Source organism: Marinobacter sp. HL-58 (assembly GCF_001314605.1).
GTDB lineage: Bacteria > Pseudomonadota > Gammaproteobacteria > Pseudomonadales > Oleiphilaceae > Marinobacter.
This window is the reverse complement of sequence record NZ_LIHP01000004.1, coordinates 210,445-233,231: the sequence shown is the minus strand read 5'-3', so window position 1 is coordinate 233,231 and position 22,787 is coordinate 210,445. Positions and strand designations below refer to the sequence as shown.

The 22,787-nt window shown below is 56.1% G+C and carries 27 protein-coding genes; 16 read left to right on the top strand and 11 right to left on the bottom strand.

The features are described 5' to 3' along the window. Positions 1-11: 11 nt before the first annotated feature. On the bottom strand, positions 12-437 hold the full coding sequence (locus HLUCCO03_RS04850; protein WP_027832069.1) for a hypothetical protein: 426 nt from the start codon (positions 435-437) through the stop codon (positions 12-14). A 126-nt stretch (positions 438-563) separates the two neighbouring features. Here HLUCCO03_RS04850 and HLUCCO03_RS04845 point away from each other — a divergent pair, with 126 nt between their 5' ends. Beyond that, positions 564-893: a hypothetical protein gene (locus tag HLUCCO03_RS04845; RefSeq protein WP_027832070.1), complete on the top strand. Its 330-nt coding sequence runs from the start codon at positions 564-566 to the stop codon at positions 891-893. An 8-nt stretch (positions 894-901) separates the two neighbouring features. Continuing rightward, entirely contained in the window at positions 902-1,363 is a 462-nt protein-coding gene (locus tag HLUCCO03_RS04840) for a hypothetical protein (RefSeq protein WP_027832071.1), read from the top strand. Positions 1,364-1,419: 56 nt separating this feature from the next. Here HLUCCO03_RS04840 and HLUCCO03_RS04835 read toward each other — a convergent pair whose 3' ends face one another. Further along, positions 1,420-2,361 carry an FAD-binding protein gene (locus tag HLUCCO03_RS04835; protein WP_027832072.1) on the bottom strand — a complete coding sequence of 314 codons (942 nt, stop codon included), beginning with the start codon at positions 2,359-2,361 and terminating at the stop codon, positions 1,420-1,422. Continuing rightward, positions 2,362-3,111 (bottom strand): electron transfer flavoprotein subunit beta/FixA family protein, encoded by a 750-nt coding sequence (locus HLUCCO03_RS04830; RefSeq protein ID WP_027832073.1) that lies wholly within the window; start codon positions 3,109-3,111, stop codon positions 2,362-2,364. It lies immediately after the preceding gene. A 415-nt stretch (positions 3,112-3,526) separates the two neighbouring features. Here HLUCCO03_RS04830 and HLUCCO03_RS04825 point away from each other — a divergent pair, with 415 nt between their 5' ends. After that, complete coding sequence (locus HLUCCO03_RS04825; RefSeq protein WP_027832074.1) at positions 3,527-5,179, top strand: electron transfer flavoprotein-ubiquinone oxidoreductase; 1,653 nt, start codon at positions 3,527-3,529, stop codon at positions 5,177-5,179. 98 nt (positions 5,180-5,277) lie between these two features. On the opposite strand, the gene HLUCCO03_RS04820 is transcribed toward HLUCCO03_RS04825, so the two are convergent. From HLUCCO03_RS04820 to HLUCCO03_RS04795, 6 genes are all read right to left on the bottom strand, one after another. Continuing rightward, complete coding sequence (locus HLUCCO03_RS04820; protein ID WP_027832075.1) at positions 5,278-5,739, bottom strand: peptidylprolyl isomerase; 462 nt, start codon at positions 5,737-5,739, stop codon at positions 5,278-5,280. Positions 5,740-5,942: 203 nt separating this feature from the next. Then, positions 5,943-6,512, bottom strand: coding sequence for a DUF1285 domain-containing protein (locus tag HLUCCO03_RS04815; RefSeq protein ID WP_027832076.1), 570 nt, complete (start codon positions 6,510-6,512; stop codon positions 5,943-5,945). Between the two features lie 89 nt (positions 6,513-6,601). Beyond that, positions 6,602-7,051, bottom strand: coding sequence for a histidine phosphatase family protein (locus tag HLUCCO03_RS04810; RefSeq protein ID WP_027832077.1), 450 nt, complete (start codon positions 7,049-7,051; stop codon positions 6,602-6,604). A 26-nt stretch (positions 7,052-7,077) separates the two neighbouring features. Next, positions 7,078-8,145 (bottom strand): NAD(P)H-dependent glycerol-3-phosphate dehydrogenase, encoded by a 1,068-nt coding sequence (locus tag HLUCCO03_RS04805; protein WP_027832078.1) that lies wholly within the window; start codon positions 8,143-8,145, stop codon positions 7,078-7,080. A gap of 24 nt (positions 8,146-8,169) precedes the next feature. Further along, the gene (locus tag HLUCCO03_RS04800) at positions 8,170-8,661 is read right to left on the bottom strand and encodes an STAS domain-containing protein (protein ID WP_027832079.1); all 492 of its coding nucleotides are present in this window, start codon (positions 8,659-8,661) and stop codon (positions 8,170-8,172) included. 14 nt (positions 8,662-8,675) lie between these two features. Beyond that, complete coding sequence (locus HLUCCO03_RS04795; protein WP_027832080.1) at positions 8,676-9,884, bottom strand: SpoIIE family protein phosphatase; 1,209 nt, start codon at positions 9,882-9,884, stop codon at positions 8,676-8,678. Between the two features lie 114 nt (positions 9,885-9,998). On the opposite strand from HLUCCO03_RS04795, the gene HLUCCO03_RS04790 reads away from it, so the two are divergent. Beyond that, a complete protein-coding gene (locus HLUCCO03_RS04790; protein WP_027832081.1) occupies positions 9,999-11,465 on the top strand; it encodes an HD domain-containing protein in 1,467 nt (488 codons plus the stop codon). 6 nt (positions 11,466-11,471) lie between these two features. Here HLUCCO03_RS04790 and HLUCCO03_RS04785 read toward each other — a convergent pair whose 3' ends face one another. Then, positions 11,472-12,488, bottom strand: coding sequence for an FAD-dependent oxidoreductase (locus tag HLUCCO03_RS04785; RefSeq protein ID WP_027832082.1), 1,017 nt, complete (start codon positions 12,486-12,488; stop codon positions 11,472-11,474). A gap of 72 nt (positions 12,489-12,560) precedes the next feature. Between HLUCCO03_RS04785 and HLUCCO03_RS04780 the strand changes: the two genes are divergently transcribed. The 10 genes from HLUCCO03_RS04780 to HLUCCO03_RS04735 all read left to right on the top strand — a co-directional run bounded on the left by HLUCCO03_RS04780 (position 12,561) and on the right by HLUCCO03_RS04735 (position 21,026). Continuing rightward, positions 12,561-13,514 carry an acyl-CoA desaturase gene (locus HLUCCO03_RS04780; RefSeq protein WP_027832083.1) on the top strand — a complete coding sequence of 318 codons (954 nt, stop codon included), beginning with the start codon at positions 12,561-12,563 and terminating at the stop codon, positions 13,512-13,514. After that, a complete protein-coding gene (locus HLUCCO03_RS04775) occupies positions 13,514-13,981 on the top strand; it encodes a nuclear transport factor 2 family protein (protein WP_027832084.1) in 468 nt (155 codons plus the stop codon). Before HLUCCO03_RS04780 ends, HLUCCO03_RS04775 begins: the two co-directional genes overlap by 1 nt. Beyond that, entirely contained in the window at positions 13,978-14,778 is an 801-nt protein-coding gene (locus HLUCCO03_RS04770) for an SDR family oxidoreductase (RefSeq protein ID WP_027832085.1), read from the top strand. Before HLUCCO03_RS04775 ends, HLUCCO03_RS04770 begins: the two co-directional genes overlap by 4 nt. Further along, entirely contained in the window at positions 14,775-16,040 is a 1,266-nt protein-coding gene (locus tag HLUCCO03_RS04765) for an NAD(P)/FAD-dependent oxidoreductase (RefSeq protein ID WP_027832086.1), read from the top strand. Before HLUCCO03_RS04770 ends, HLUCCO03_RS04765 begins: the two co-directional genes overlap by 4 nt. Before the next feature lie 2 nt (positions 16,041-16,042). Then, on the top strand, positions 16,043-16,966 hold the full coding sequence (locus tag HLUCCO03_RS04760; protein ID WP_051603973.1) for a DUF1365 domain-containing protein: 924 nt from the start codon (positions 16,043-16,045) through the stop codon (positions 16,964-16,966). Further along, a complete protein-coding gene (locus HLUCCO03_RS04755) occupies positions 16,954-18,225 on the top strand; it encodes a cyclopropane-fatty-acyl-phospholipid synthase family protein (RefSeq protein WP_027832088.1) in 1,272 nt (423 codons plus the stop codon). The genes HLUCCO03_RS04760 and HLUCCO03_RS04755 overlap by 13 nt, the downstream gene beginning before the upstream one ends. Continuing rightward, positions 18,222-18,743, top strand: coding sequence for a DUF2878 domain-containing protein (locus HLUCCO03_RS04750; RefSeq protein WP_027832089.1), 522 nt, complete (start codon positions 18,222-18,224; stop codon positions 18,741-18,743). The genes HLUCCO03_RS04755 and HLUCCO03_RS04750 overlap by 4 nt, the downstream gene beginning before the upstream one ends. Next, on the top strand, positions 18,740-19,477 hold the full coding sequence (locus HLUCCO03_RS04745) for a hypothetical protein (RefSeq protein WP_027832090.1): 738 nt from the start codon (positions 18,740-18,742) through the stop codon (positions 19,475-19,477). Before HLUCCO03_RS04750 ends, HLUCCO03_RS04745 begins: the two co-directional genes overlap by 4 nt. An 87-nt stretch (positions 19,478-19,564) precedes the next feature. Next, the gene (gene xthA / locus HLUCCO03_RS04740; RefSeq protein ID WP_027832091.1) at positions 19,565-20,377 is read left to right on the top strand and encodes an exodeoxyribonuclease III; all 813 of its coding nucleotides are present in this window, start codon (positions 19,565-19,567) and stop codon (positions 20,375-20,377) included. A 19-nt stretch (positions 20,378-20,396) separates the two neighbouring features. Further along, positions 20,397-21,026, top strand: a complete 630-nt coding sequence (locus tag HLUCCO03_RS04735; RefSeq protein ID WP_027832092.1) for a TetR/AcrR family transcriptional regulator — start codon at positions 20,397-20,399, stop codon at positions 21,024-21,026. A 23-nt stretch (positions 21,027-21,049) separates the two neighbouring features. Here the strand turns inward: HLUCCO03_RS04735 and HLUCCO03_RS04730 are convergent, their stop codons facing one another. Beyond that, entirely contained in the window at positions 21,050-21,469 is a 420-nt protein-coding gene (locus tag HLUCCO03_RS04730; protein ID WP_027832093.1) for a phasin family protein, read from the bottom strand. A gap of 416 nt (positions 21,470-21,885) precedes the next feature. Here HLUCCO03_RS04730 and HLUCCO03_RS04725 point away from each other — a divergent pair, with 416 nt between their 5' ends. Together HLUCCO03_RS04725 and HLUCCO03_RS04720 are read left to right on the top strand one after the other, a co-directional pair. Beyond that, positions 21,886-22,326, top strand: coding sequence for a YeeE/YedE family protein (locus HLUCCO03_RS04725; protein WP_027832094.1), 441 nt, complete (start codon positions 21,886-21,888; stop codon positions 22,324-22,326). 3 nt (positions 22,327-22,329) lie between these two features. Next, positions 22,330-22,755 (top strand): YeeE/YedE family protein, encoded by a 426-nt coding sequence (locus HLUCCO03_RS04720; RefSeq protein WP_027832095.1) that lies wholly within the window; start codon positions 22,330-22,332, stop codon positions 22,753-22,755. The last annotated feature ends 32 nt before the right edge of the window (positions 22,756-22,787 follow it).

Sequence of the window (22,787 nt, the reverse complement as noted above, 5' to 3'; positions counted from 1 at the left end):
ATCCTTGTCCATTAAGAATTGCCGGTGGCGGGCCGGGCCGTTTTCGCGCCCATTATTACCAGGAAAAGCGCTACGCCAAGTCCCCAGAAGCCGTTGAGCATCAGCCCGCCGATCACGGTCTGGGCAGACACCGCCAGTCCCTTGAGCGGGAAGACAACCAGCATCGCAACGGCGGTTGGCCCGATGGCGCCTACTATTACATTACCCAACCAGAACTTAAAGCCATTCAGTCGTCTCAGAGCCGCCCAGAGTACCAGCCCCCAGAGGCCGCCAAAAAAAGCCAGTGAAAACACGGCGGGAACGCCCATAGGTGGTACCGGATTCATGTTGAACGGCGCAGATGGCACCATGCCCACGAGGTAGAACACGGTGAACAGGCCCTGATGAAAAATCAGGGTTGCCAGAAAGCCACTGACAAACGCTTTTAACCAGATCATGTCATTATCCTTACGGTTGGTGCTCTGGAAATTGCGACAAAAACGTCGCACCGGCCAATCGCATTACCTGGCCGATGCTGCACACTCTGTCAGGATTGATAAACCCGAATCCCGGAGGTTACCCCATTGAACACACTGCTTCTGGTACTGAGCCTCATACTTGCCATCGTCAGTGGCTGGTTATTCTGGCGCATAACCCTTCAGCAGAAAATGATCAAGGAAGCGCTGGCTGAATCCTATGGCCCTGATAATACTCGGGATCCGGAAATGTTACTTACGCTGCAGGTGCGGGATCCGATTGCCTTGGCCAAGCGGGAGTCCAAATCGGCGCGCATGCTGGCAGACCGGCTGCCGGTAATGGTGAAACGGCTGGTCTACCAGGAAGTAATGAAAGAGCTGGAAATGGAGTTGGCGGAACGGGAAATCGATGTGGAAATGAAGCTGGAGTATCGCTAGGAGCCCTCATGGACGCAACAGCCCTGATCAGCCTGCTTGTTACCTGTACCAGTGCCGGGGTTATGTCTGTAGCCATCAGGCAGCACATCCATAACACGCGGGACCTGCGGCGGCTCAGAGCCCGGCAGATTTCCGCCAACAGCCATATCCAGAAATCCCGTATGGACCTGATGGAAACCCGCAATCGTGCCCGCTTGCTGGAGGAGACTGTCAAGAATGGCACCAGCGCGGTCGAGAAAGTTCACAAGGCCATAACCACCACAACCTTCAGCCTGATCGATCGCTTTTCCACCAGCGAGGAATTCCGTGAAAATGCCCGGAAGGCCCGGGACAGCCATGATTACACCAGCGATCAGATCTACCGTACCGTTCACACCACCAACAAGGCACTGCATATACTGGCGGATACGCTGTTTATCGGTAAGAAAGAAAAGAAACTGACTGCCCGGAAAGAACAGAAGAAAAAATAGAATACAGGCCAACAAAAAAGGCACCCGTAGGTGCCTTTTAAAGAAGAACCAGAAAGTTACAGAACTTTCTTCAACTCTTCCTCAAGTTGCGGAACCGCTTCAAACAGGTCCGCTACCAGGCCGTAATCGGCAACCTGGAAAATCGGCGCTTCTTCATCCTTGTTGATCGCAACGATCACCTTGGAATCAGACATGCCGGCCAGGTGCTGGATGGCACCGGAGATACCAACAGCAATGTACAGTTGCGGCGCAACAATCTTGCCGGTCTGGCCAACCTGCATGTCGTTGGGAACGAAGCCGGCGTCTACCGCAGCGCGGGACGCACCAACTGCAGCACCCAGCAGATCGGCGACCTGCTCCAGCATCTTGAAGTTTTCGCCATTCTGCATGCCACGACCACCGGAAACCACGATGCCGGCACTTGCCAGATCAGGGCGATCAGACTTGGCCAGTTCTTCGCTAACGAAGGAGGACAGGCCTGCGTCTTTAACGATATCCAGGGCTTCCACGGCGGCAGAGCCACCTTCAGCGGCAACAGGATCAAAGGCCGTCGGGCGAACCGTAACGACCTTGATGCTGTCGGTGGATTTGACCGTCGCAATGGCGTTACCGGCGTAGATCGGACGAACGAAGGTATCTTCAGACTCCACACGCATGATGTCGGAAACCTGGGCTACGTCCAGCAGCGCGGCAACCCGTGGCATGAAATCCTTGCCGACGGTGCCGGCGGCAGCCAGGATATGGCTGTAGCCTTTACCAACTTCAGCGACCAGCTCACCCAGGTTCTCGCCCAGGAAGTGGCCGTAAACGGCGTTGTCGGCAACCAGTACCTTGTTAACGCCTTCGGCCTTGGCCGCGGCTTCAGCAACAGCGCCACAGTTCTCGCCGGCAACCAGCACGTCGATGTCGCCGCCGATGGCCTTGGCAGCAGCTACAACATTCAGGGTAGCCTGCTTGAGGCTGCTGTTGTCGTGTTCAGCAATTACAAGGATGCTCATTTAGATCACCTTCGCTTCATTCTTCAGTTTGTCGACCAGCTCAGCTACGTCAGCCACCTTCACACCCGCCTGGCGGGAAGCCGGCGCTTCAACTTTCAGCGTGGAAAGACGCGGAGCGAGCTCAACACCCAGGTCAGCCGGGGTCATTGAATCCAGCGGCTTCTTCTTGGCCTTCATGATGTTAGGCAGGGATGCGTAACGCGGCTCGTTCAGGCGAAGGTCCGTGGTAACAACCGCAGGCAGGTTCAGGGCAACGGTCATCAGGCCGCCGTCAACCTCACGGGTAACATTGACCTTGTCGCCTTCAACAACCACTTCAGAGGCGAAAGTACCCTGCCCCATGCCAGTCAGTGCTGCGAGCATCTGGCCGGTCTGGTTGTTGTCAGAATCGATGGACTGTTTGCCAAGAATAACCAGCTTGGGCTCTTCTTTCTCAACCACGCTCTTGAGCAGCTTGGCCGCTTCGAGAGACTGAACCTCTTCGTCTGTTTCGACGTGGATACCACGGTCGGCACCCAGGGCCAGAGCAGTACGGATTTGCTCCTGGCAGGCCTTCGGGCCGATGGAAACCACCACGATTTCGCTGGCAACACCCTTCTCTTTCAGGCGAACCGCTTCTTCAACAGCGATTTCGCAGAACGGGTTCATTGCCATTTTGACGTTGGCGAGATCAACGCCGGTGTTGTCCGGCTTGACGCGCACCTTTACGTTGTAGTCGATAACTCGTTTTACAGCGACCAGAACCTTCATAGATTCCTCGTTCTTCTACGATGAGTTTACATTTGAGAACAGCACATGCTTGCGGGACCTGCTGTCTGTCAGGGCGTCATAATACTGCAGGCAAAGCACACCGGGGTCAATAGCCCCGCCAGCCGTTACCCAACCGCGTTTGCGGCCAATGAACGCCAGTTGACTCCACCTGAGCGTGAGACGATACTAGAAAACGACTCAAAATACACGTTTTGGCCCAGCGCCGTTAAACAATGCCAAAGGTGACGCCAAATTTCAAACAAACGTTTGTTTGATTATTAAATTGCGGTATCCTTTCATTTAACAGAACAGGGGCTTTCGCTTTGGGGGAGTCGTCTGCAGGCCGTTTTACCGGTATGATGGCGCCCCTGAGAAATTGCCTGTTGGCATCACTAAAAAAGATGAGGAGACCAACGTGGAACGCGAATCGATGGAGTTTGATGTTCTGATCGTCGGCGGTGGCCCAGCTGGCCTCTCGGCAGCCTGTCGCATCATGCAGATGGCCAAGGAAGCCGAACAGGAACTGACCGTCTGTGTCGTTGAAAAGGGTTCCGAAATCGGCGCTCATATACTGGCGGGTACCGTGTTTGAGCCCACTGCCCTCAACGAACTGTTCCCGGACTGGAAAGAGAAAGGCGCTCCGCTGAACACTCCGGTCACCCGTGATGACATTTTCCTGCTGAAAAACCAGGAAAACGCCAGCAAGATCCCCAATGCCTTTGTGCCGAAGAACATGCACAACCACGGCAACTACATTATCAGCCTGGGCAACCTGTGCCGCTGGCTCGCCGAACAGGCCGAAGGCCTGGGTGTTGAGGTCTATCCCGGCTTTGCCGCATCTGAAACCATTGTTGAAGACGGTCAGGTAAAGGGCATCATCACCGGCGACATGGGCGTTGCCCGCGACGGTTCCGAAAAAGACGGCTACATGCCCGGTATGGAACTGCGCGCCAAGTATACCCTGTTCACCGAAGGCTGCCGTGGTCACCTGGGCAAGCGCCTGATCAACGACTTCAAACTGGACGAAGGCAAGGATCCACAGCACTACGGCATCGGCATCAAGGAACTGTGGGACATCGACCCGGCCAAACACGAGCCAGGCCTTGTTGTTCACACCACCGGCTGGCCCCTGAATGAATCCGGGTCTACCGGCGGCTCCTTCCTTTATCACCTTGAGGGTGGCCAGGTATACGTCGGCCTGATTGCAGATCTGTCCTACAGCAACCCACATCTGAGCCCGTTCGATGAGTTCCAGCGCCTGAAGCTGCATCCGGAAATCAAGAAGCATCTGGAAGGTGGCAAGCGAGTGGCCTACGGCGCCCGCGCCATTACCAAGGGCGGTTTTAATTGCCTGCCCAAAATGAGCTTTCCCGGTGGTCTGCTGCTTGGCTGTGACGCCGGCACGCTGAACGGATCCAAGATCAAGGGTTCCCACACTGCCATGAAATCCGGACTGCTGGGCGCCGAAGCCGTGTTTGAAGCACTGAAGGAAGGCAAAAGCGGTGAGGAAATCACCAGCTTCGAGGATCGTTTCAAGGACAGCTGGCTGTACAAAGAACTATACGCCGAGCGCAATTTCGGCCCTGCCATGCACAAGTTCGGCAATATCGTGGGCGGTGCCATCGCCTATTTCGAGCAGAATATCCTTCGGGGCAGTCTGCCGTTTACGTTCCACGACACTACACCGGACTATGCAACGCTTAAGCCGGCTGACCAGGCGAAGAAGATTGATTATCCCAAGCCGGATAACAAGCTGACCTTCGATAAACTGTCCTCGGTGTTTATTTCCAACACCAACCACGAGGAAGACCAGCCGATTCACCTGAAGCTGACGGACCCGGAGATTCCCATCAAGGAGAATCTGCCTAAGTACAATGAGCCGGCACAGCGCTACTGTCCTGCTGGTGTGTACGAAGTGATTGATGCCGAGGACGGCAGCGGCAAGAAGTTCCAGATCAACGCCCAGAACTGCGTTCACTGCAAGACCTGCGACATCAAGGACCCGTCCCAGAACATCACCTGGGTGACGCCGGAAGGCGGTGGTGGTCCGAATTATCCGAACATGTAATTCGGAAGCTTGTCAAAAACGGCCCTTTTCAGGGCCGTTTTTCATCCAGCCAAAAAAAACGGCCCGCAAGGGGCCGTTTTCGAACAACTCGGACGAAATCAGTGAGCGTGACCGTGCTCTTGTTCTTCGTCGGTTGCTTCGCGAGCTTCAACCACTTCCACGTCAAAGTGCAGGGTCTGGCCTGCCAGCGGGTGGTTGGCATCGATGGTGACAGTTTCGTCGCCTACTTCCACAACACGGACTACCTGGGGGCCACCCGGAGTCTGTGCCTGGAATTGCATGCCCGGCTCGATGGTGTCCACACCTTCAAACGCGGAACGGGGAACCGGCTGAACCAGCTCTTCGTTGACTTCGCCGTAACCTTCAGCAGGCTCAACAGATACTTTTACCTGATCGCCAGCGTTCTTTTCGTTCAGCGCATTTTCCAGTCCGCCGATGATGTTCTGAGCACCTTCCAGATAAGACAGAGGCTCGCGACCTTCTACACGGGAGGAATCCAGTTCTTCTCCCTGGTCGTTGGTGAGCGTGTAATGGATGGTGACAACACGAGGTTGGGCCATGTGATCTCCTTGCGTGTCGCAATGACTGTTTGATTTAAATTTGGGTAATCGAAAGTAATCTTGAACAGCCAGACTGCACAGAGGGACTTACGACCACCGGGCCTCGTTAGAGAGCCAGGCTCGGTAACAAGTTCGAAAGCACAGTTTAACAAGTGTCGGACTGCGTTTTCTACCGTGAGTTATTTGGGACGATGCCAGGTAATTCAACCGTTGGCGGCTATTTTATAGAAATTCCCGTTACTCCAGACACCTATCGCCGTTTCATCGCCGTCGTTTTCTTCGGCAACAAGGTCCGCCAGATCGTAATAAGCCGCGGTCACAAGCCGCGCCTCAATCCCGTGGCGCAGCTTCACCACGGGCCGGGGCTCGTCAGTGCCGTCGTAGGTCCCGACATACAGGGGGTGCTCCTCACCAATCTCGATGGTTTCCCCGGTGTTGGTCGTAACCGTAAGCACCTGCTCCCTGCCCTTGCCGTTTGCACGCAGAGAATGGGCCAGCAGCGGCGCGTCTTCCACACGAATGCGCCATTTTTCCACCGGTGTGACCAGGTAATAATGACCATCATCCTCCCGGCGGAGAATCGTCGAAAACAACCTTACAATAGCTTCCCGGCCAATGGGCTTGCCCTCATAAAGCCACTGACCGTCCCGCGCTATGACGATGTCAATGTCTCCGGACAGATCGGGGTTCCATTTCTCCAGTGGCGGCAGCCCGGTATCCGTGGACTGGGCATTTTCAACCTGTTCTGCAATCGTTTCCGGCTTCTGGGTCATGGAGCACACTCCCTGAATCAATCCTCAATCTACTATGGGTGTTGCCGTGCGGGTTTTAAAGGGAACAAACAATGATTCCGGCCAGGGTCTCAGGGCAGGAACTGGGCCCGGACATCTGCGCACCCCGGCCCGGCAACAGGCATTTCCAGCACAACGGCCTGGGCGGTCATAAACGGGATTCCCTTGCGGTGGCCGTCCACCAGCAAAGTCGAGAGGCTACCCACGAAAGGCATGTGGGACACGATCATAAGTTGAGAAGGCGCTGCGTCGATCAGTTCATCCAGGCAGCGCCCGGGGTCATCGTCCGGGGTAATGAAGTCTTTTTCAGTTACCGCACAATTGAGAATCTCGGAGGCGATCGCGGCGGTCTGCCGTGCACGTACCAGCGGGCTGCACCAGATGAGTTCGGGCCGCCAGGGGGATTCCGCAATCTGGGCCGCAACGTCTGCAACTCCGTGGCGGCCGAATTCCGTCAGTTCCCGTTCCCTGTCGAGGCTGTGCCACCCGGCTTCTCCGTGACGCATGATAATCAAGTGCACTGGTTACCTCCGGATATGCCGAAGCCCTACTGACTGAGGGTGCGAGGCAGGATGAATTCCACATCGGAGTTCTGGACCGACATCATCAAAGAGTTAATCACCGCACTGATGGATGCACCTTCATAAAGTATCTCGTAAAGGCCGCGGACCAGAGGCATATAAATGCCAATGGCTTCGGACTTTTCCTTGACCAGCTTGAGCGTATAGATACCTTCTGCCACCTGCCCCAGATCGGCTACGGCATCATCAAGGGCCTGGCCCTTGCCGACGGCATACCCCACCCGGAAGTTACGGCTTTTCGGGGAAGTGCAGGTCACAATCAGGTCGCCAACACCGGCCAGGCCCATAAAGGTCATCGGGTTGGCACCGAGGCTGACCGCAAAGCGGCTCATCTCTGCCAGGCCACGGGTAATGAGCATGGCCTTGGCGTTCTCACCAAGATCCCGGGCCGAAGCGAGCCCGGCCACAATGGCGTAGATGTTTTTCAGCGCCCCGGCGAGTTCAACCCCGTAAACGTCAACATTGGCGTATACCCGCAGGTATTCGCAGCCCAGCAATTCCTGGACCGTTCGTCGCACGTCCGGATCCTTGGCAGCGATGACGGTCGCGGTCAGGTCATGGTTAACGATTTCGCCTGCCAGGTTGGGACCACTGAGCACACCGATCCGCGCCCGGGGAATTTCTTCCTGCAGGATCTCGCTCATCAGCTTGAAGCCGTGCTCTTCAATACCCTTGGTCAGACTGACAACAATCTGTCCTTCACGGAATTCAGAGCTGTTTTCCCGAATGACGGCCCGGAAGGCCTTGCTGGGAATGGCAACCAGTACTATTTCCGCCTTGCCGATGGCTTCCGGAAGGCTGGTTGTAGGCTGGATATCGCCGGTAAGCCTGACGTCCGGCATGTAACGGCGGTTGATGCCGGTATTGCGGATTTCGTCGGCCTGGGCTTCATCGCGCATCCAGAAATGCACGGTATGGCCATTTTCACCCAGTACCTTGGCCATGGCAGTACCAAAACTGCCACCGCCAAGGACCGCCACATCATGGCCCGTTGGAGAGGGTTCCGTTGGCCGGGGGGCTTTGTTGTCAGGCATAGTTGTTCCGTTTTGCTTGCTGGTTCAGCCGGAATCTTCGCATTCCAGGGCGCGCACCAGGTTCTTGAACTCTTCCCGGTTGCGGCTGTTCAGGCCCATTAACACCCGGTGCGCATCCAGCACCTTGTCCCGAACGTCCTGCTCGCTGGCACGCAATACAGGTATTTCTTCCAGTTCCTCGATACGGGATGCGGGTTCTCTGACAATAATAAAGATCTTGTCGAACCCCATGGAAGTAATGATTCGGGTAATATCCGGGTTAGTGGAAATCATCGTTGGCAGGAAATTGCTGCGTTTCTGGGCCGCCATGGCGATCTTGGCCAGTAATCCCAGGGTGGTGCTGTCAATAATCTCGGTTTCTGTGAGATCAATGACCACGGTTTTGAAGTCGGGGTCCTGAGTGATGGACTCAACAAGGTTATCCAGCGTCGAACACAGGTTCAGCCGGATTTCTCCAATAAACTTGAGGACATAAATGCCCTGTTTTTCAGCTTGCAGGATCTTGTAACCAGCCATTGAATCCACTGCCACTAATTCGACGTTGGGCTATCGATACCGGAAACGGCATCCGTTACGGATACGATAGCAATATCGTCAGGTAACTCTGTGATCTCGTCGAGATTCAGAGCCTCGCTCAGCGATGCGATAGTGTGACTACCTCCCGAGACGAGTTCAAGTAATGTCTTTTCCTTTTCATCCAGGCTTTTCGCCTTGATGACCTCCAGTATACCGTCTGAAAACAGAATCAGGTGAAACGGTTTTTCCAGCGGCACTTCGTAGACTTCCCACGCCGGAGCCTCGAACAGCCCTACCGGCAGCCCGCTCCCCTCCAGAAACTCCGTGCTCCCACCCTCGAAGGACAGAATCGGCATGGGAAAATGGGCCCCCACAGAGTACCGAAGCCTGCGATCTGTCGTAGAGATAATCCCCACGAAAACCGTTACGTGTTTGCCCAGCCCGGTGTCCAGCAATTCGGTGTTGATCCGCTGCAGGAATCGCTCCGGATAGAGAATGTCGTCACTGGAACCCCGCCTGAGGTTACGCTGGAGCCGGTTGGTCAGGTTTTTAAGCAATACCGTTACGAATGCGGAACTTGCGCCATGGCCCGACACATCGGCAATATAAACCAGCACCTTGTCTTCTGATATACGAAAGTAATCGAGAAAGTCGCCACTGAGAAACAGAGATGGTTTGATCAGGTGATCGATAGAAAGGCCCGACAACACCTGTTCTTTATCTGGCAGCATGCGTAACTGGACCTTGCGCCCTGCCCGCTGGTCCGCCCGCAGCTCGGCAATACCGTCTCTCAGGTCCCGGTTTGCCTCTTCCAGTTCCTGCCGGTAAAGCTGATTCAGACGGTTCACCCGTACCCGGTCAAACAGCTTGCCGATTACGTCGTCCAGGGCACCACGATCGTCAGAGCAGGGTTTAAGCACGATATCGGCGGCCCCTGCCCGCAGCGCATTGACCACTTCGGGCGCGTTCTCGGTGGAATAACAGGCAACGATCGGGGTGAAGGTTTCAGCGTCTTCGAGCCTGCCGGCCAATTCCCCGATGGCTTCCGGTGACATATCGGCGAAAATGATGTCCGGAATACTGTCATCAAAGAGGGCACGGGCCGAATTCAGGTCGGGATAACCGGTCACATAGAAACCCCTGGCCTCAAGGTACCGACCCAGTTCCGAACGGGCATGCTCATCGGAATCAATTATAAGAATGCGCTCGGTGCGCGATGTCATGATTGTTGCCCTAAACTACCAGCGGTAAACGGGAAATTGGCCTTCTGATATCTATTCTGGCACGCCCCTGTGATATAACAAGACATGTTTGATGTTTTTGGGAGGTTGTAATCAATGAGAAGTGCCGTAAATGATCTGCTCGGGGCCTATGACAAGCTGATCATGGACCCGGTTCATGGCGGCATTCCGCTATACCGGCATGAAATCAAGGTTATTGACCATCCCCTGTTTCAACGCCTGCGCAATATCTGCCAGAACGATATTCTCAGCCTGGTATTCCCCGGCGCCACTCACTCGCGCTTTCTTCATAGCATCGGTGTCATGCATGTGGGCACCCGCATGTTCCGCTCGATGATTGACGCCTACCTGCGGGAGCGCCAGCTCAGCGACCAGACAGACCTGAGCCTGAGTCAACTGGACGCCATTGATTACCTGGCCAAGACCATACGCCTGGGCTGCCTGTTGCACGACAGCGGCCACTCCAGCTTCTCCCATCAATTTACCCAGGCCCGTCGGATTCATGAGTTGATGTCCCGGCCGGACCGTTTCGAAGACCTCTGGGAAGGTGTCGACTATTCGATCTATCATTCCGAGCGGCCCGGTGAGCTTGAGCACGAGCATTACTCCGTGCGGGTTGCCCATGAGGTGCTTTCTTCAATCGACCTGGATGCCGCGGGGCTGGACGCCAGAGATGTCATCGGGATCATGGAGACCACCGATGTCAGCCCCAGTGATGCCTTCTGCCGCCATGCCCGGACCTTCTGGAACTTTATTGCCGGCGAGGACGCCGAATCCGGTGTGCTCAGTGATGCGGAAACCCCGCGGCTGGTAATGGATCTGTTGTCATCCATTGTTTCCGGTGAAATTGACGCTGACCGGGCCGACTACATGCTCAGGGACGGCTTCCATTCCTCGGTCACCATAGGGGGCTTCAACCTTGACCATCTGCTCAGCAACCTGCGCTTTGGCTGGGATGTCAGGGAGCCCTGGCTTGGCCTGGCCATCACCCAGAAAGGCCTGGGTGCGCTTGAGGATTTTGTCTACAGCCGCCACCAGATGTACCGCAAGGTCTATGCCCATAAAACCGCACTGGGATTCGACTGGCTGTTGCGGGAAGCCATCAATGAGGTGCTGGAAGACCCGGAGATCTTTGACTGGGTGGATACCTGCCTCAGCAACATGCGGTATTTTGCCGAACTGACGGACAGTTTTTTCTGGGAGGCGTTCCGGAAGGTGGCGCGGAAGAAGCCTTCCAGCTACTCCCGCTGCATTGTGGACCGCATCAAGCTGAATCATCTGGACACCCGCGAGGATCTGTCAGCCCGGGGCATCAGCGACCATAGCAGCTGGCTGGCCCGGGAACTGAACCTGGACCCGGAGCAGGTAGTGACCTGCTCAATGCGGGCCCGGTTTTCCAATATCCAGGACAACTTCAACGGCATCAAGGTGCTGGTCAGGGACCCCATCAACCGTCAACGCTCCCTGAAGAAGATCACCGATATCAGTGCCTTCTTCAGCAAGTTCAGCGACGGCACCATCAGCCACTTCTACGTGCGCCCCCAGGTGCTTGACGAACACTGACGGATCTCAAAGCGACAATATCTTTTCCGCAAGGCCCTCGGCGCTATCGAATGCGCCTTCGACCCGGCCGCCGCTGAGCCAGTCACCCGCCAGGCCAATACGCTGGTCCCCGAACCAGCGAAAGCCCGGGTTATCGGTAGATGACGATTTTGCGTACAGCCAGCGATGGGTCACTGCGTCATCGGGCTTCACGCTGCAGCCAGCCACCTGCTGAAAGGCGCAGACCATTGCGTCAGCAACCTGCTCTGCGCAGGTGTGCTCATTGTCGCGGGACCACTCCGGATTGGCGTGCAGAACCCACCATTGCCCCGAATCTTCCCGGCCAGGCTTGCTGGAGTTGTTGGCAACCCAGTAAAGCACATCGCTCTGGCATCGCATGGCATCGTATGACACCGACAGTGGTTCCTTGAAATAAGCTGCGCAGGCCCAGCACGGCTGAATATGGAGGACAGGGTCATCCAGTTCCGCTGCCAGATCATGCAGCTGGCTGTTGGTGACAATATCCCGTGCCTGGGCAGGAGGAGCGGTTATGATCACCGCATCGAAAGGCCCGTGAGATCGGCCATCGGTATCCTGCAACACCCAGGCCCGGGCATCGGGCACCAGCCTTTGAATCCTGGTCTGTGTCCGTAACTCCACGGTTTCAGACAGTTTCCGTGTGATGGCGGTCATGCGGGGAATGCCCACGTACCGGTCTTCGTCCGGAAAGGACTCCCATTTGCCCTCACTGTTCTGATAGCCGAAGCGCCCCCGCCAGGCGCCAAAACTGCTCTCACCAGCGTACTGGCCGAGAAACTCAAGGAAAGATGGATTTCTTGCCGTAAAGTACTGTGCACCGATGTCCGCCGAGCCACCCGGCACCCGTTTCGCGGCCATACGCCCGCCCGGGCCACGACTTTTCTCGAACACCGTAACCTCGAGATTGTTCCGCTGAAGTAAAAGTGCAGCTGTCAGGCCCGCCAGCCCTGAACCAACTATGGCTATCCGGCGTATATCAGCCATCTGATCGGTTTGGTTAAACATTGGTTATCGTGCATCCAAATTCGGTTGAAGAAACGTAAAGGCAAAAACTTCGAACTAAAGGGCAATCAGGGTATGACCCGAGTGCAAAACTGGCTGACAAACATTCTGAGATGGTTCGACTCCACTGCGGGTTCGGATCACCTCGACACCGACTCAAGAGCTTTCAATTTTCTCAGGGTAGTGCCTTTTATAGCGCTTCACCTGGCCTGTCTGCTGGTCATCATCACCGGCACCAGCACCTTCGCTGTGGTGTTTGCGGTTGCGTTTTTCGCTGTCCGCATGTTCGCCATCACCGGATTCTATCACCGGTACTTTGCCCACAAGACATTCAAGACCAGCCGTATGGCCCAGTTTCTGTTTGGTGTTCTTGGTGCCAGCGCGGCACAAAGGGGGCCCTTATGGTGGGCAGCCCACCACCGGCACCACCACCAGCATTCCGACGACGAGCAAGACCTGCACTCCCCTCATCAGGGTGGTTTCTGGTGGTCACATGTGGGCTGGTTCACCTGCGACGCCGGTTTTGCCATGGATGAACGCAGGGTGAAAGACTGGATGAAATTCCCGGAATTGCGCTTTCTCAACCGTTTCGACTCGCTGGTACCAGCGGCGGCTGCCGTCGCCATCTACGCGCTGGGCGAAGCACTTGCCGCCTGGGCTCCAGGATTGGGCACCAATGGTCTGCAGTTGCTGGTGTGGGGGTTCTTCATTTCCACGGTTGTACTTTTCCATGCCACGGTTTCGATCAATTCCCTGTCTCATGTCTGGGGCAAGCGTCGTTTCGAAACCGATGACGACAGCAGAAACAATGTCTGGCTTGCCTTGATTACCATGGGCGAGGGCTGGCACAACAACCATCATCGCTGGCCACAATCCGTGCGCCAGGGATTCCGGTGGTATGAGGTGGATATGACATGGTATGGCCTTTGGATACTCGATCGCCTTGGAATCATCTGGGACATGAACCCGATCCCCGAGCACATTCAGGAAGAAACCCGCAAACTGGACGCAATGAGGAGGAAAAGATAATGACGACCGCCTCAATCATCGAGATGAGCAACAAGGACACCTCGGTTCACGAAACCCTCGGCCGTTTCAAGCAACTGTTCAATAACCTTTGCGCTGGCAACATGGCAGAACTGGGCAGCGTATACAGTGACGACGTGCGCTTTACGGATCCCTTTTCCTCCGTCCGGGGCATCGTTGAACTCACCGATTATTTTTCCGATGCCTATGCCAACGTGATTTCCTGCGGCTTCGATTTTGGCGAACCTGTCATCAATGGCCCGGACGTGTGTATTCCCTGGGTCATGCACCTGCAACACAAACGCATCCGCAAGGGTAAACCTGTAAAAGTGGATGGCATCAGCCAACTGGTTATCCGCAAGGGGCGTGTTACCTCCCATCGGGACTATTTCGACGTGGGTCAGTTGCTCTATGAAAACCTGCCGGTCATGGGCGGTGTGATTCGCTGGATCAGGAGCCAGGCAGGATGAGTCAACGGCTGGAATCAACCTCTAATATCTGGATTACCGGCGCCAGTTCCGGCATCGGAGAAGCGGTCACCCGGGAACTGATGCAGCAGGGCCACAGGCTAGTCATCACCGGTCGCAGGCAGGAAGCGCTGGATCAGCTGTGTGCCCTGGCCCCTGAGCGGATGAAGCCCGCCAGGGCGGACACCACGGACCGGGAGGCGCTCCAGGCCATCGCCGCCGACCTTGAAGCCTTCGGCAGCCTGGACATGGCCATCCTCAATGCAGGTACCTGCGAGTACCTGGAAATTGCGGACTACGACAGCAGCATTATCGACCATAACGTGACCACCAATGTGGTTGGCACCGCCCGATGTCTGGACATTGCCCTGCCCGCACTCCGCCGGACGGCCCAGCAGGGGCGGCCGGCCACACTGGTGATTGTCAGCTCTTCAGCCTGGTGGTTCCCGTTCGGGCGGGCGGAAGGTTATGGCGCTTCCAAGGCAGCACTGACGTATTTCGCTCACTCACTGAGGGCCGATCTGGCGTCTGAAGGCATTGATGTAGTTGTTGTGTCGCCGGGGTTTGTCAAAACACCCCTGACCGACCGCAATGATTTCCCGATGCCATTCCTGGTCTCATCGGAAGAGGCGGCAACCCGGATTGTCAGTGGTCTTCGCAAGGGCAGAACCGAGATCGCCTTTCCCAGGCGTTTCACCTGGACACTCAAACTCCTCGGCGCCCTGCCCCAGGGCCTGATTGACCGAATGGCAGCCAGCATGAGCCGGCAAAGCAGGAAAGAACAGGAATCCAATGGATGAGTAACAAGCGTGAGCGTATTGCCGTCATCGGTGCGGGTGTATCGGGGCTGACAACGGCCTGGCTCCTGGCGGAAAAATACGATGTTGAACTGTTTGAAGCCGGCAGCTATGCCGGCGGGCACACCAATACCGAATCAGTCACCGCCGGAGGCCGGGAGTGGCCGGTGAACACCGGTTTTATTGTTTTCAATGACTGGACTTACCCCAACTTTATCAAGCTTATGGACCGGCTCGGGGTTGAATCCGAGGTAAGTGACATGAGCTTCAGTGTTGACTGTCATGCGTCTGGCCTTCAGTACAACGGCACCAGCCTGAACACGCTGTTTGCCCAGAGAAAAAACCTGCTGAATCTTCCGTTCCTGAGGATGATTCGCGAAATACTCAGGTTCAACAAGGAATCCCGCGTGGACCTGGCGGAGGGTAACATCGGTGACAACGAAAGCCTTGGCGAATACCTGAACCGCAACCGCTATTCCCGGTATTTCCGCAAGTACTATATCGTTCCCATGGGGGCGGCCATCTGGTCTGCCCCGGAGATTGTGCTGGAACAGTTCCCGATCCGTTTCTTCCTGCAGTTTTTCAATAACCACGGCATGCTGTCCGTGGATGACAGGCCCACATGGCGGGTGATCTCTGGCGGTTCCGCACGGTACGTGGACGCCATGATGGAACGGCTGGGTGGCCATACCCATCTGAACAGCCCCGTCACCTCGGTGGTGCGCCATCCGGACAAGGTGGTGATCACGGTCAACGATGCACAGCAGGAGTTCGACCAGGTGGTATTCGCCTGTCACAGCGATCAGGCCCTGGGGATGATCACCGACCCCACCAAACAGGAACTGGAGATACTGGGTGCCATTACCTACCAGCGTAATGACGTGGTACTGCACACAGACAGCTCGGTTCTGCCGTCGAACAGGCTTGCCTGGGCGGCCTGGAACTATTTCATCCCGCAGCACAGCACCGAGCCGGTTTCCGTCACCTATAACATGAATATCCTGCAGAATTTTGATGATGCACCGGAAACCTTCTGCGTAACGCTCAATCGAAGTCGCGATATTGATCCGGAAAGGATCATAAAGCAATTTGACTACGCCCACCCGGTATTCACCCTGGAGGCAGTTGCGGCACAGAAGCGCTACGACGAAATCGGCGGGCACAACCGCAGCCATTTCTGCGGCGCTTACTGGTTCAACGGTTTCCATGAAGACGGTGTATGCAGTGCTCTCCGGGTTACCCGGGCCCTGGGTGTGGAGCTCTAATGATGAACGCGGCCGTCCTGGACAGACATACGGATAACAGGCTCCACAGCCAGTGGCTGGAAGGCACCATTCGCCATCGTCGCCTGGCGCCGGTTCATCATGAGTTCAGTTACAGCACCGGCATGTTGGCGCTGGACCTCCGTGAGTGGGACTCTGTTACCCGCATCAGCCGACTGTTCTCGCTGGAAAAGTTCAACTGGCTTTCCCTGAGACGCCGGGACTACTTCAGGCCAGAGAAGGACAACCTGCTCCAGGCAGTGACAGACCAGGTCCGGACAGCGACGGGCTGGCAACCGGACGGCGCGGTGGAGCTGATCACCCACCCCCGGTATTTCGGTTATGTGTTTAACCCGGTCAGTTTCTACTTCTGCTATAGCGCGGGGGACGACCCGGCCACCGGTGCCGTACCAAGGGTTATCCTGGCCCAGATTACCAATACCCCCTGGAAAGATCGCCACGTGTACTGCCTGGAAACCACAGGGGCAGAGCCAACCAGCGCGGGCTGGCGAACTGAACGTTTCGGGTTTGGCAAACGGTTTCATGTCTCGCCCTTCAACCCGATGGATCAGCACTATCAATGGACCTTCAGCTTCAGGGGGCCGGAGGTGCGCATCCACATGAACGTGCTCCAGGACAATAGCAAACATTTTGATGCCACTTTAGTGGTCCGCCGTACCCCCCTCGATCGTAGAGAACTTCACAGGAGTCTCAGGCAATTTCCCGTCGAGGCGCTGAAGGTTGTGGGTGGAATTTACTGGCACGCACTGAAACTGAAACTCAAGGGTGTGCCCTTCTTTACCCACCCCGACAAGTTACCGGAAAGCGACCCCGCCCACAGGCTGGGGAGCGAAGATTCAGGCCTCGATGTAACCGAGGCCGCGGACCGAACAAAGACAACCGGAAAGGTAAGCTCATGGAGAACCTGAACACCTCACTCGATTCCACAGGCGCCGGCAGACATGTCCCCCTGAGTAACCGGGTGGCAAAGAACCTGGTTTGCAAGCAGTTGTCGCTGCTGAAAGAGGGTTCCCTGACCATCCGTGAAGCCGGCCAGCAAACCCTGGCGTTCGGTGATGGCGACATCCGCTTTGCCCCGGCGGAACTGGTTATCCATGACAACAGTACCTGGAAGGATCTGCTGACCGGTGGCAGCATCGGTGCGGCAGAATCCTATGTGGCCGGTGACTGGTCGACGCCGGATCTGGTCGCCCTGTTGCGCTTCTTTACCCGCAACGTTGACCGCATGAACGAATTCGAAGACCGGTTCAGCTGGATCACCAAGCCCGCCCTGAAGGGGCTGCACTGGCTGAACCGGAACACCCGGGACGGCTCCCGCAAAAACATCAGCGCCCACTATGACCTGGGCAATGACCTGTTCGAGACATTCCTCGACCCTACCATGATGTATTCCGCGGCTATCTATCCCCGCCCGGATGCAACCCTTGATGAAGCAGCGGTACACAAACTGGATACCATCTGCCGGAAGCTGGACCTGCGCCCGGGTGACCGTGTTATGGAGATCGGTACCGGCTGGGGTGGCTTTGCGGTTCATGCCGCAAAACATTTTGGCTGCCATGTGACCACCACGACCATCTCTTCCGAGCAACTGGAACTTGCGAAAGCGAAGGTGAAAGCGGAAGGCCTGGAAGACAGAATCACCCTGTTGTTTGACGATTACAGGGATCTGGAGGGCCAGTTCGACAAGCTGGTGTCCATCGAAATGATTGAAGCCGTGGGCCCACAGTTCCTGGACAGCTATTTTTCCCAGATCAGCCGGCTACTGAAGCCTGACGGGCTTGCGCTGATCCAGGCGATCAATATGCCGGAACAGCGATACAGCAGAGCGTTGAAGAATGTGGACTTCATCCAGAGGTTCATCTTCCCGGGCAGCTTCATTCCCTCGTTTGGCGCAATTCTCGGCTCAGTGCGAACCGGCTCCGACCTGGTACTGACTCACGCTGAAGACATCGGCTTCCATTACGCACGCACGCTTCATGACTGGTGTGAACGGTTTATGGCCCACCGGGAAAAACTCGACAGCCTGGGCTATGACCAGGCGTTCCGGCGGCTCTGGCACTTCTATTTCGCCTATTGTGAGGCGGGGTTCAGTGAACGCGCCATAGGTGTATCCCAGATCGTGTTTGCCAAGCCCGGCAACAAGCGTGCGAATATTCTAAGCGTATGATCCAGTCCGATACTGCCCGAAAGACCATCAATTTTGTGCTGTTTCAGGCCGGCTGGCTCGTCTGTGTTCTCTACCCGAGCTTGCTCGCGGCCGGTTTTGTAGCGCTGTTGCTGGTGTTTCACATTGCCTTTATCAGCAAACACCGGCTCACCGAATTGCAGTTTATTGGTGCCGGCACCGTTATTGGTGGCGTGCTGGACGGGATCTGGTTCCGGACCGGAGTCCTGGATGATGGCACGGGCAGCATCGTGCTCACACCCATCTGGCTGGTGGGCATCTGGGCGATTTTCATGACCACCCTGTCCCATTCCCTGTCCTGGATCAGCAGCAAGGCGTGGCTGCCATTTGTCTGCGCACCGGTTGCAGGGCCTTTTGCCTACTGGTCTGCGAGCAAACTGGGCGCGGTGCAACTGCCTGACCCGGCAGTATCACTTGTCGCACTGGCTGCCGGATGGCTCGTAGTGTTCCCGGCGCTGCTTTACCTGCGCAAATATCTTTACCCGGAGCTGGCACGATGAAACGGTCAACCCTCCTTGTTTTAACTTGTTTACTGCCCCTTCAGGCAGTCTCGTCCGATGAAGTCCGGTTTACCGGTGAAGCGACATCAGAGGACGACGGCAAGACCCTCTACGAGGAACGTCACGTGGTAGAAGGGGAGTGTTCAGAAGGCGTTTTCCGGCCCAGCCAACAGACAGTTACCTATGTTCGCAATGGAGACACCGAGTTCGCCAAGAAGAAACTTTCCTACAGCGAATCCCTGTTGCGCCCCACCGTTGACTTCCGGCAACCGGACTTTGACGAAGTCATGGCTATAACAAACGAGGGTGATGACGAGCTGAGGATCGAATGGCAAACCCCCGAAGGCGATACCGAGACCTTTTCAGTAGACGCCAGCGAGACGCTGGTCGCTGATGCAGGCTTCGATCATCTGGTCCGGAAGCACTGGTCGGAGGTGAAATCCGGTGAACGTGTAGAGTTCGATTTCCTGGCGCCCACCCGGGGTAAAGCCTACGGCTTTGTACTGGAGCCCGCAGACGATGACCGTATCGATGCTGCCCACAAAGTCCGCATCAAGCCCTCCGGTACCATCCTGGGATTTCTGGTGGATCCGATCCTGCTGGGATACAACGACGAAGGCCTGCTGACGGATTATGTCGGCCTGACCAATATCCGCAAAGACAAGGATTCCAACTACACCGCCCATATCCGCTACACGGTGGAATCTACTCCGGAATGTGAACTGACCCGCTGAAACCGTCCTTGCAGCCAACGCGGATGCCCTGGCCTGTTGTGGTAGACTTCCTGTTCCCGACATACCGACGACAGAGAGTTTCCGCCGATGATGTTTGTGTCCTTCAACGTCAACAGTATCCGTACCAGGCTGCACCAGCTTGAGGCCGTGATCAACCAGCTCAACCCGGATTTCATCGGCCTGCAGGAGACCAAGGTAACGGATGAAGACTTTCCGGAAGAGGCCATACGGGAACTGGGGTACCACGTTCATTTCCACGGCCAGAAAACCCATTACGGCGTAGCCCTGCTGTCGCGGCAAGAACCAGACAGTATCCAGAAAGGCTACCCCTGGGACGGTGAAGCCTCCCAGCGCCGGCTGATTACCGGGCATTTCACGGTCAATGGCAGCAAGCTGGTCGTCATCAATGGCTACTTCCCCCAGGGGGAAAGTCGTGACCATCCGGTGAAATTCCCCGCCAAGGAGAAATTCTACGCTGACCTGATGCGCTACCTGGATGAGCTGAAGGCAACCAGCAGTGACATCCTGGTGATGGGCGACATGAACATTTCCCCCACCGACCTGGATATCGGCATCGGAGCGGATAATGCAAAACGCTGGCTGCGCACGGGCAAGTGCAGCTTCCTGCCGGAGGAGCGGGAGTGGCTGGGACAGGTGGAAAGCCGGGGCTTTACCGACGTGTTTCGTCACCTGCACCCGGAGGACTCGGACACCTTCAGCTGGTTTGACTACCGCAGCAAAGGGTTTGAGCGGGACCCTCGCAGGGGGCTGAGAATTGATCTGATCATGGCCAGCGACACGCTTTTACCAAAAGCAAAAGCGGCTGGCGTAAGCTACGATATTCGTGCCATGGAGCGGCCCTCGGACCATTGTCCGGTGTGGGCCAGTTTCGACCTCTGACCCCCATTCAGGCCGCGTCATGAAAAAAATCAAAACCCGCGACCGGATACTGGAGGCAAGCCTGATGCTGTTCAACAGCATCGGCGAACCCAATGTCACGACCCTTCTGATCTCTGATGAACTGGATATATCGCCGGGTAATCTCTATTACCACTTCAAAAGCAAGGGGGATATTGTCGGCGAGCTGTTCACCCGTTACGAACACGAGATGAACGATCTTCTGGCGGTGCCGGACGATGCCGATATCAGCCTGGACCAGCAGAGCTTCTTCCTGCACCTGCTGTTTGAAACTGTCGCCCGCTACCGCTTTCTCTACCAGGACCTGGTGAACGTGCTGTCGCGCTACGATCAGTTGCAGACGCGCTTCCGCCGCATACTCAAGAAGAAAACCAGCGGCTTCCGGGTCATCTGCGAGAGCTTCAGGCGGCAGGGCATCATGGAGATTACCGAAGGTGAGCTTGAGGCCCTGTGTGAACAGCTCACCCTGACCGCCTGTTACTGGAGCAGCTTCGACAGCCTGTCGCACCTGGAAGACCGGGAGTCCATGGACCCCGGCCGCGGCGTCTACCAGATGATGTACCTGATGCTGCCCTATCTGGGGCCGGATGAAAAAGAGCAGATCTACCTGATGAGCCGGGACTACCTCTGAACATCAATAAAGTTGATAACGGCTCACTCCTCTTCGGAGCGGTCTTCGTACTCTTCCCTCAGCCGGGCAAGCTCTGCTTCCAGAGCCTGTATGCGACGTTCCATGGCTTCGATTTCCTCCCGCCGATGAATGCCAAGGCGGCGTAACGCACCGGACACCCGCTCATCAAACAGATTTTCCAGGCGGTCCCAGGTGCCCGTTGCCTTTTCCCTTACATCACCCACTCGGTCCTCTACCGAACGGACATGTTTCTCCACAACGCCACGGGTTTTGCTTTCCAGTTGCTCACCTTCCTGGACCAGGCGCTCGAAAAAACGGCCGGCGTCTTCTTCCGCCTTGGTATAGGCGCCCAGCCCGGCAAGCCAGATCTGCCTCGCAGACCCCTTTATCTTGCCCGCCAGCTGTTCATCATTTTCCGGCTTGTTCTCGTTTTCATCAGACATGCAAAACCTCGGGAGACATAAAAGCACTGTTAGCGATGATTGTATTACAGCGGAACCTGAATTTCAGTGAGCTGCCGGAATCTCCCGCAAGCGATGGCACCCAGTTGCCCTGAAACCCCCATCACGACAGGCTTCAGTATAAGCACACATTCAATATGAAAAAATGTGATCAAACGAATCGTTCGCTGGCTTGAAGTGTTCAAAATATGGTCAATACTTCACTGTACCGGTGTCCCTGCTGACGCCGGTTTGTCTGGAAGTCTTTCATGGATACTACTCGCACGCCTCTGCCCGGCCACCAGTGCCGGGCTTTTTTATGCCCGGAACCTGTCGGGGTTTTCCCTACTACCAATTAGATATATAGTTATTACATTAGAGTATATCTAGAAACTGATGCATCCGGGAGGATACACCGCATGGTAGACATTGCCTGGGAGAATTTCACCCCATGGTCCGCATTGGCAGGCGGAATTATTATCGGGTTGTCAGCGGCTGCATTCATATTGCTGAATGGTCGCATTGCCGGCATCAGCGGCATTATTGGAGGACTTCTGACTCCGCGAAAGACAGACATACTCTGGCGTGTCGCTTTCCTCGCCGGAATGATTGCCGCACCGCTGCTCTGGATGATGACAGCCGACCTGCCCCCCATCGAGATTAAAGCCAGCTACCCATTGCTTGTGATATCGGGACTGCTTGTTGGCATCGGTACACGCTATGGTTCCGGCTGCACCAGCGGGCACGGTGTATGCGGGCTGTCACGGTTGTCTGCACGCTCGCTGATTGCAACGCTGACCTTCATGGCCGTTGGTTTTGGCACCGTGTATATCGTTCGACATCTTGTTACAGGAGCCTGACCCATGAAATTCAATATTGCCTCATTCGGCGCCGGCCTGCTGTTCGGTTTCGGCTTGCTGGTCAGCGGCATGGCCAACCCTGAAAAGGTTCTCGGCTTCCTGGATATCGCGGGGCAGTGGGACCCGTCACTGGCCTTCGTGATGGGCGGAGCCGTCCTTGTGGGTCTTTTCGCCTTTACCATTGCCCGGAAACGGACCCTCTCGTTTCTCGGTTTCAATATGCGGCTGCCGGAGTCAGACCGCCCTGACAAGAGACTCGTTCTCGGCAGCGTGCTGTTTGGTGCCGGCTGGGGACTGGCCGGTTTCTGTCCCGGACCGGGTCTGGTAGCCCTTGGGGCCGGCGAAACGGGTGCCCTGGTATTTGTGGTGGCAATGGTTGCCGGTATGGGCATTTTCGAAGTGATCGAGAAAAACAGGGTTGCGAACTGAAATAACTCACTATATCGCCCGGACATCCCTCT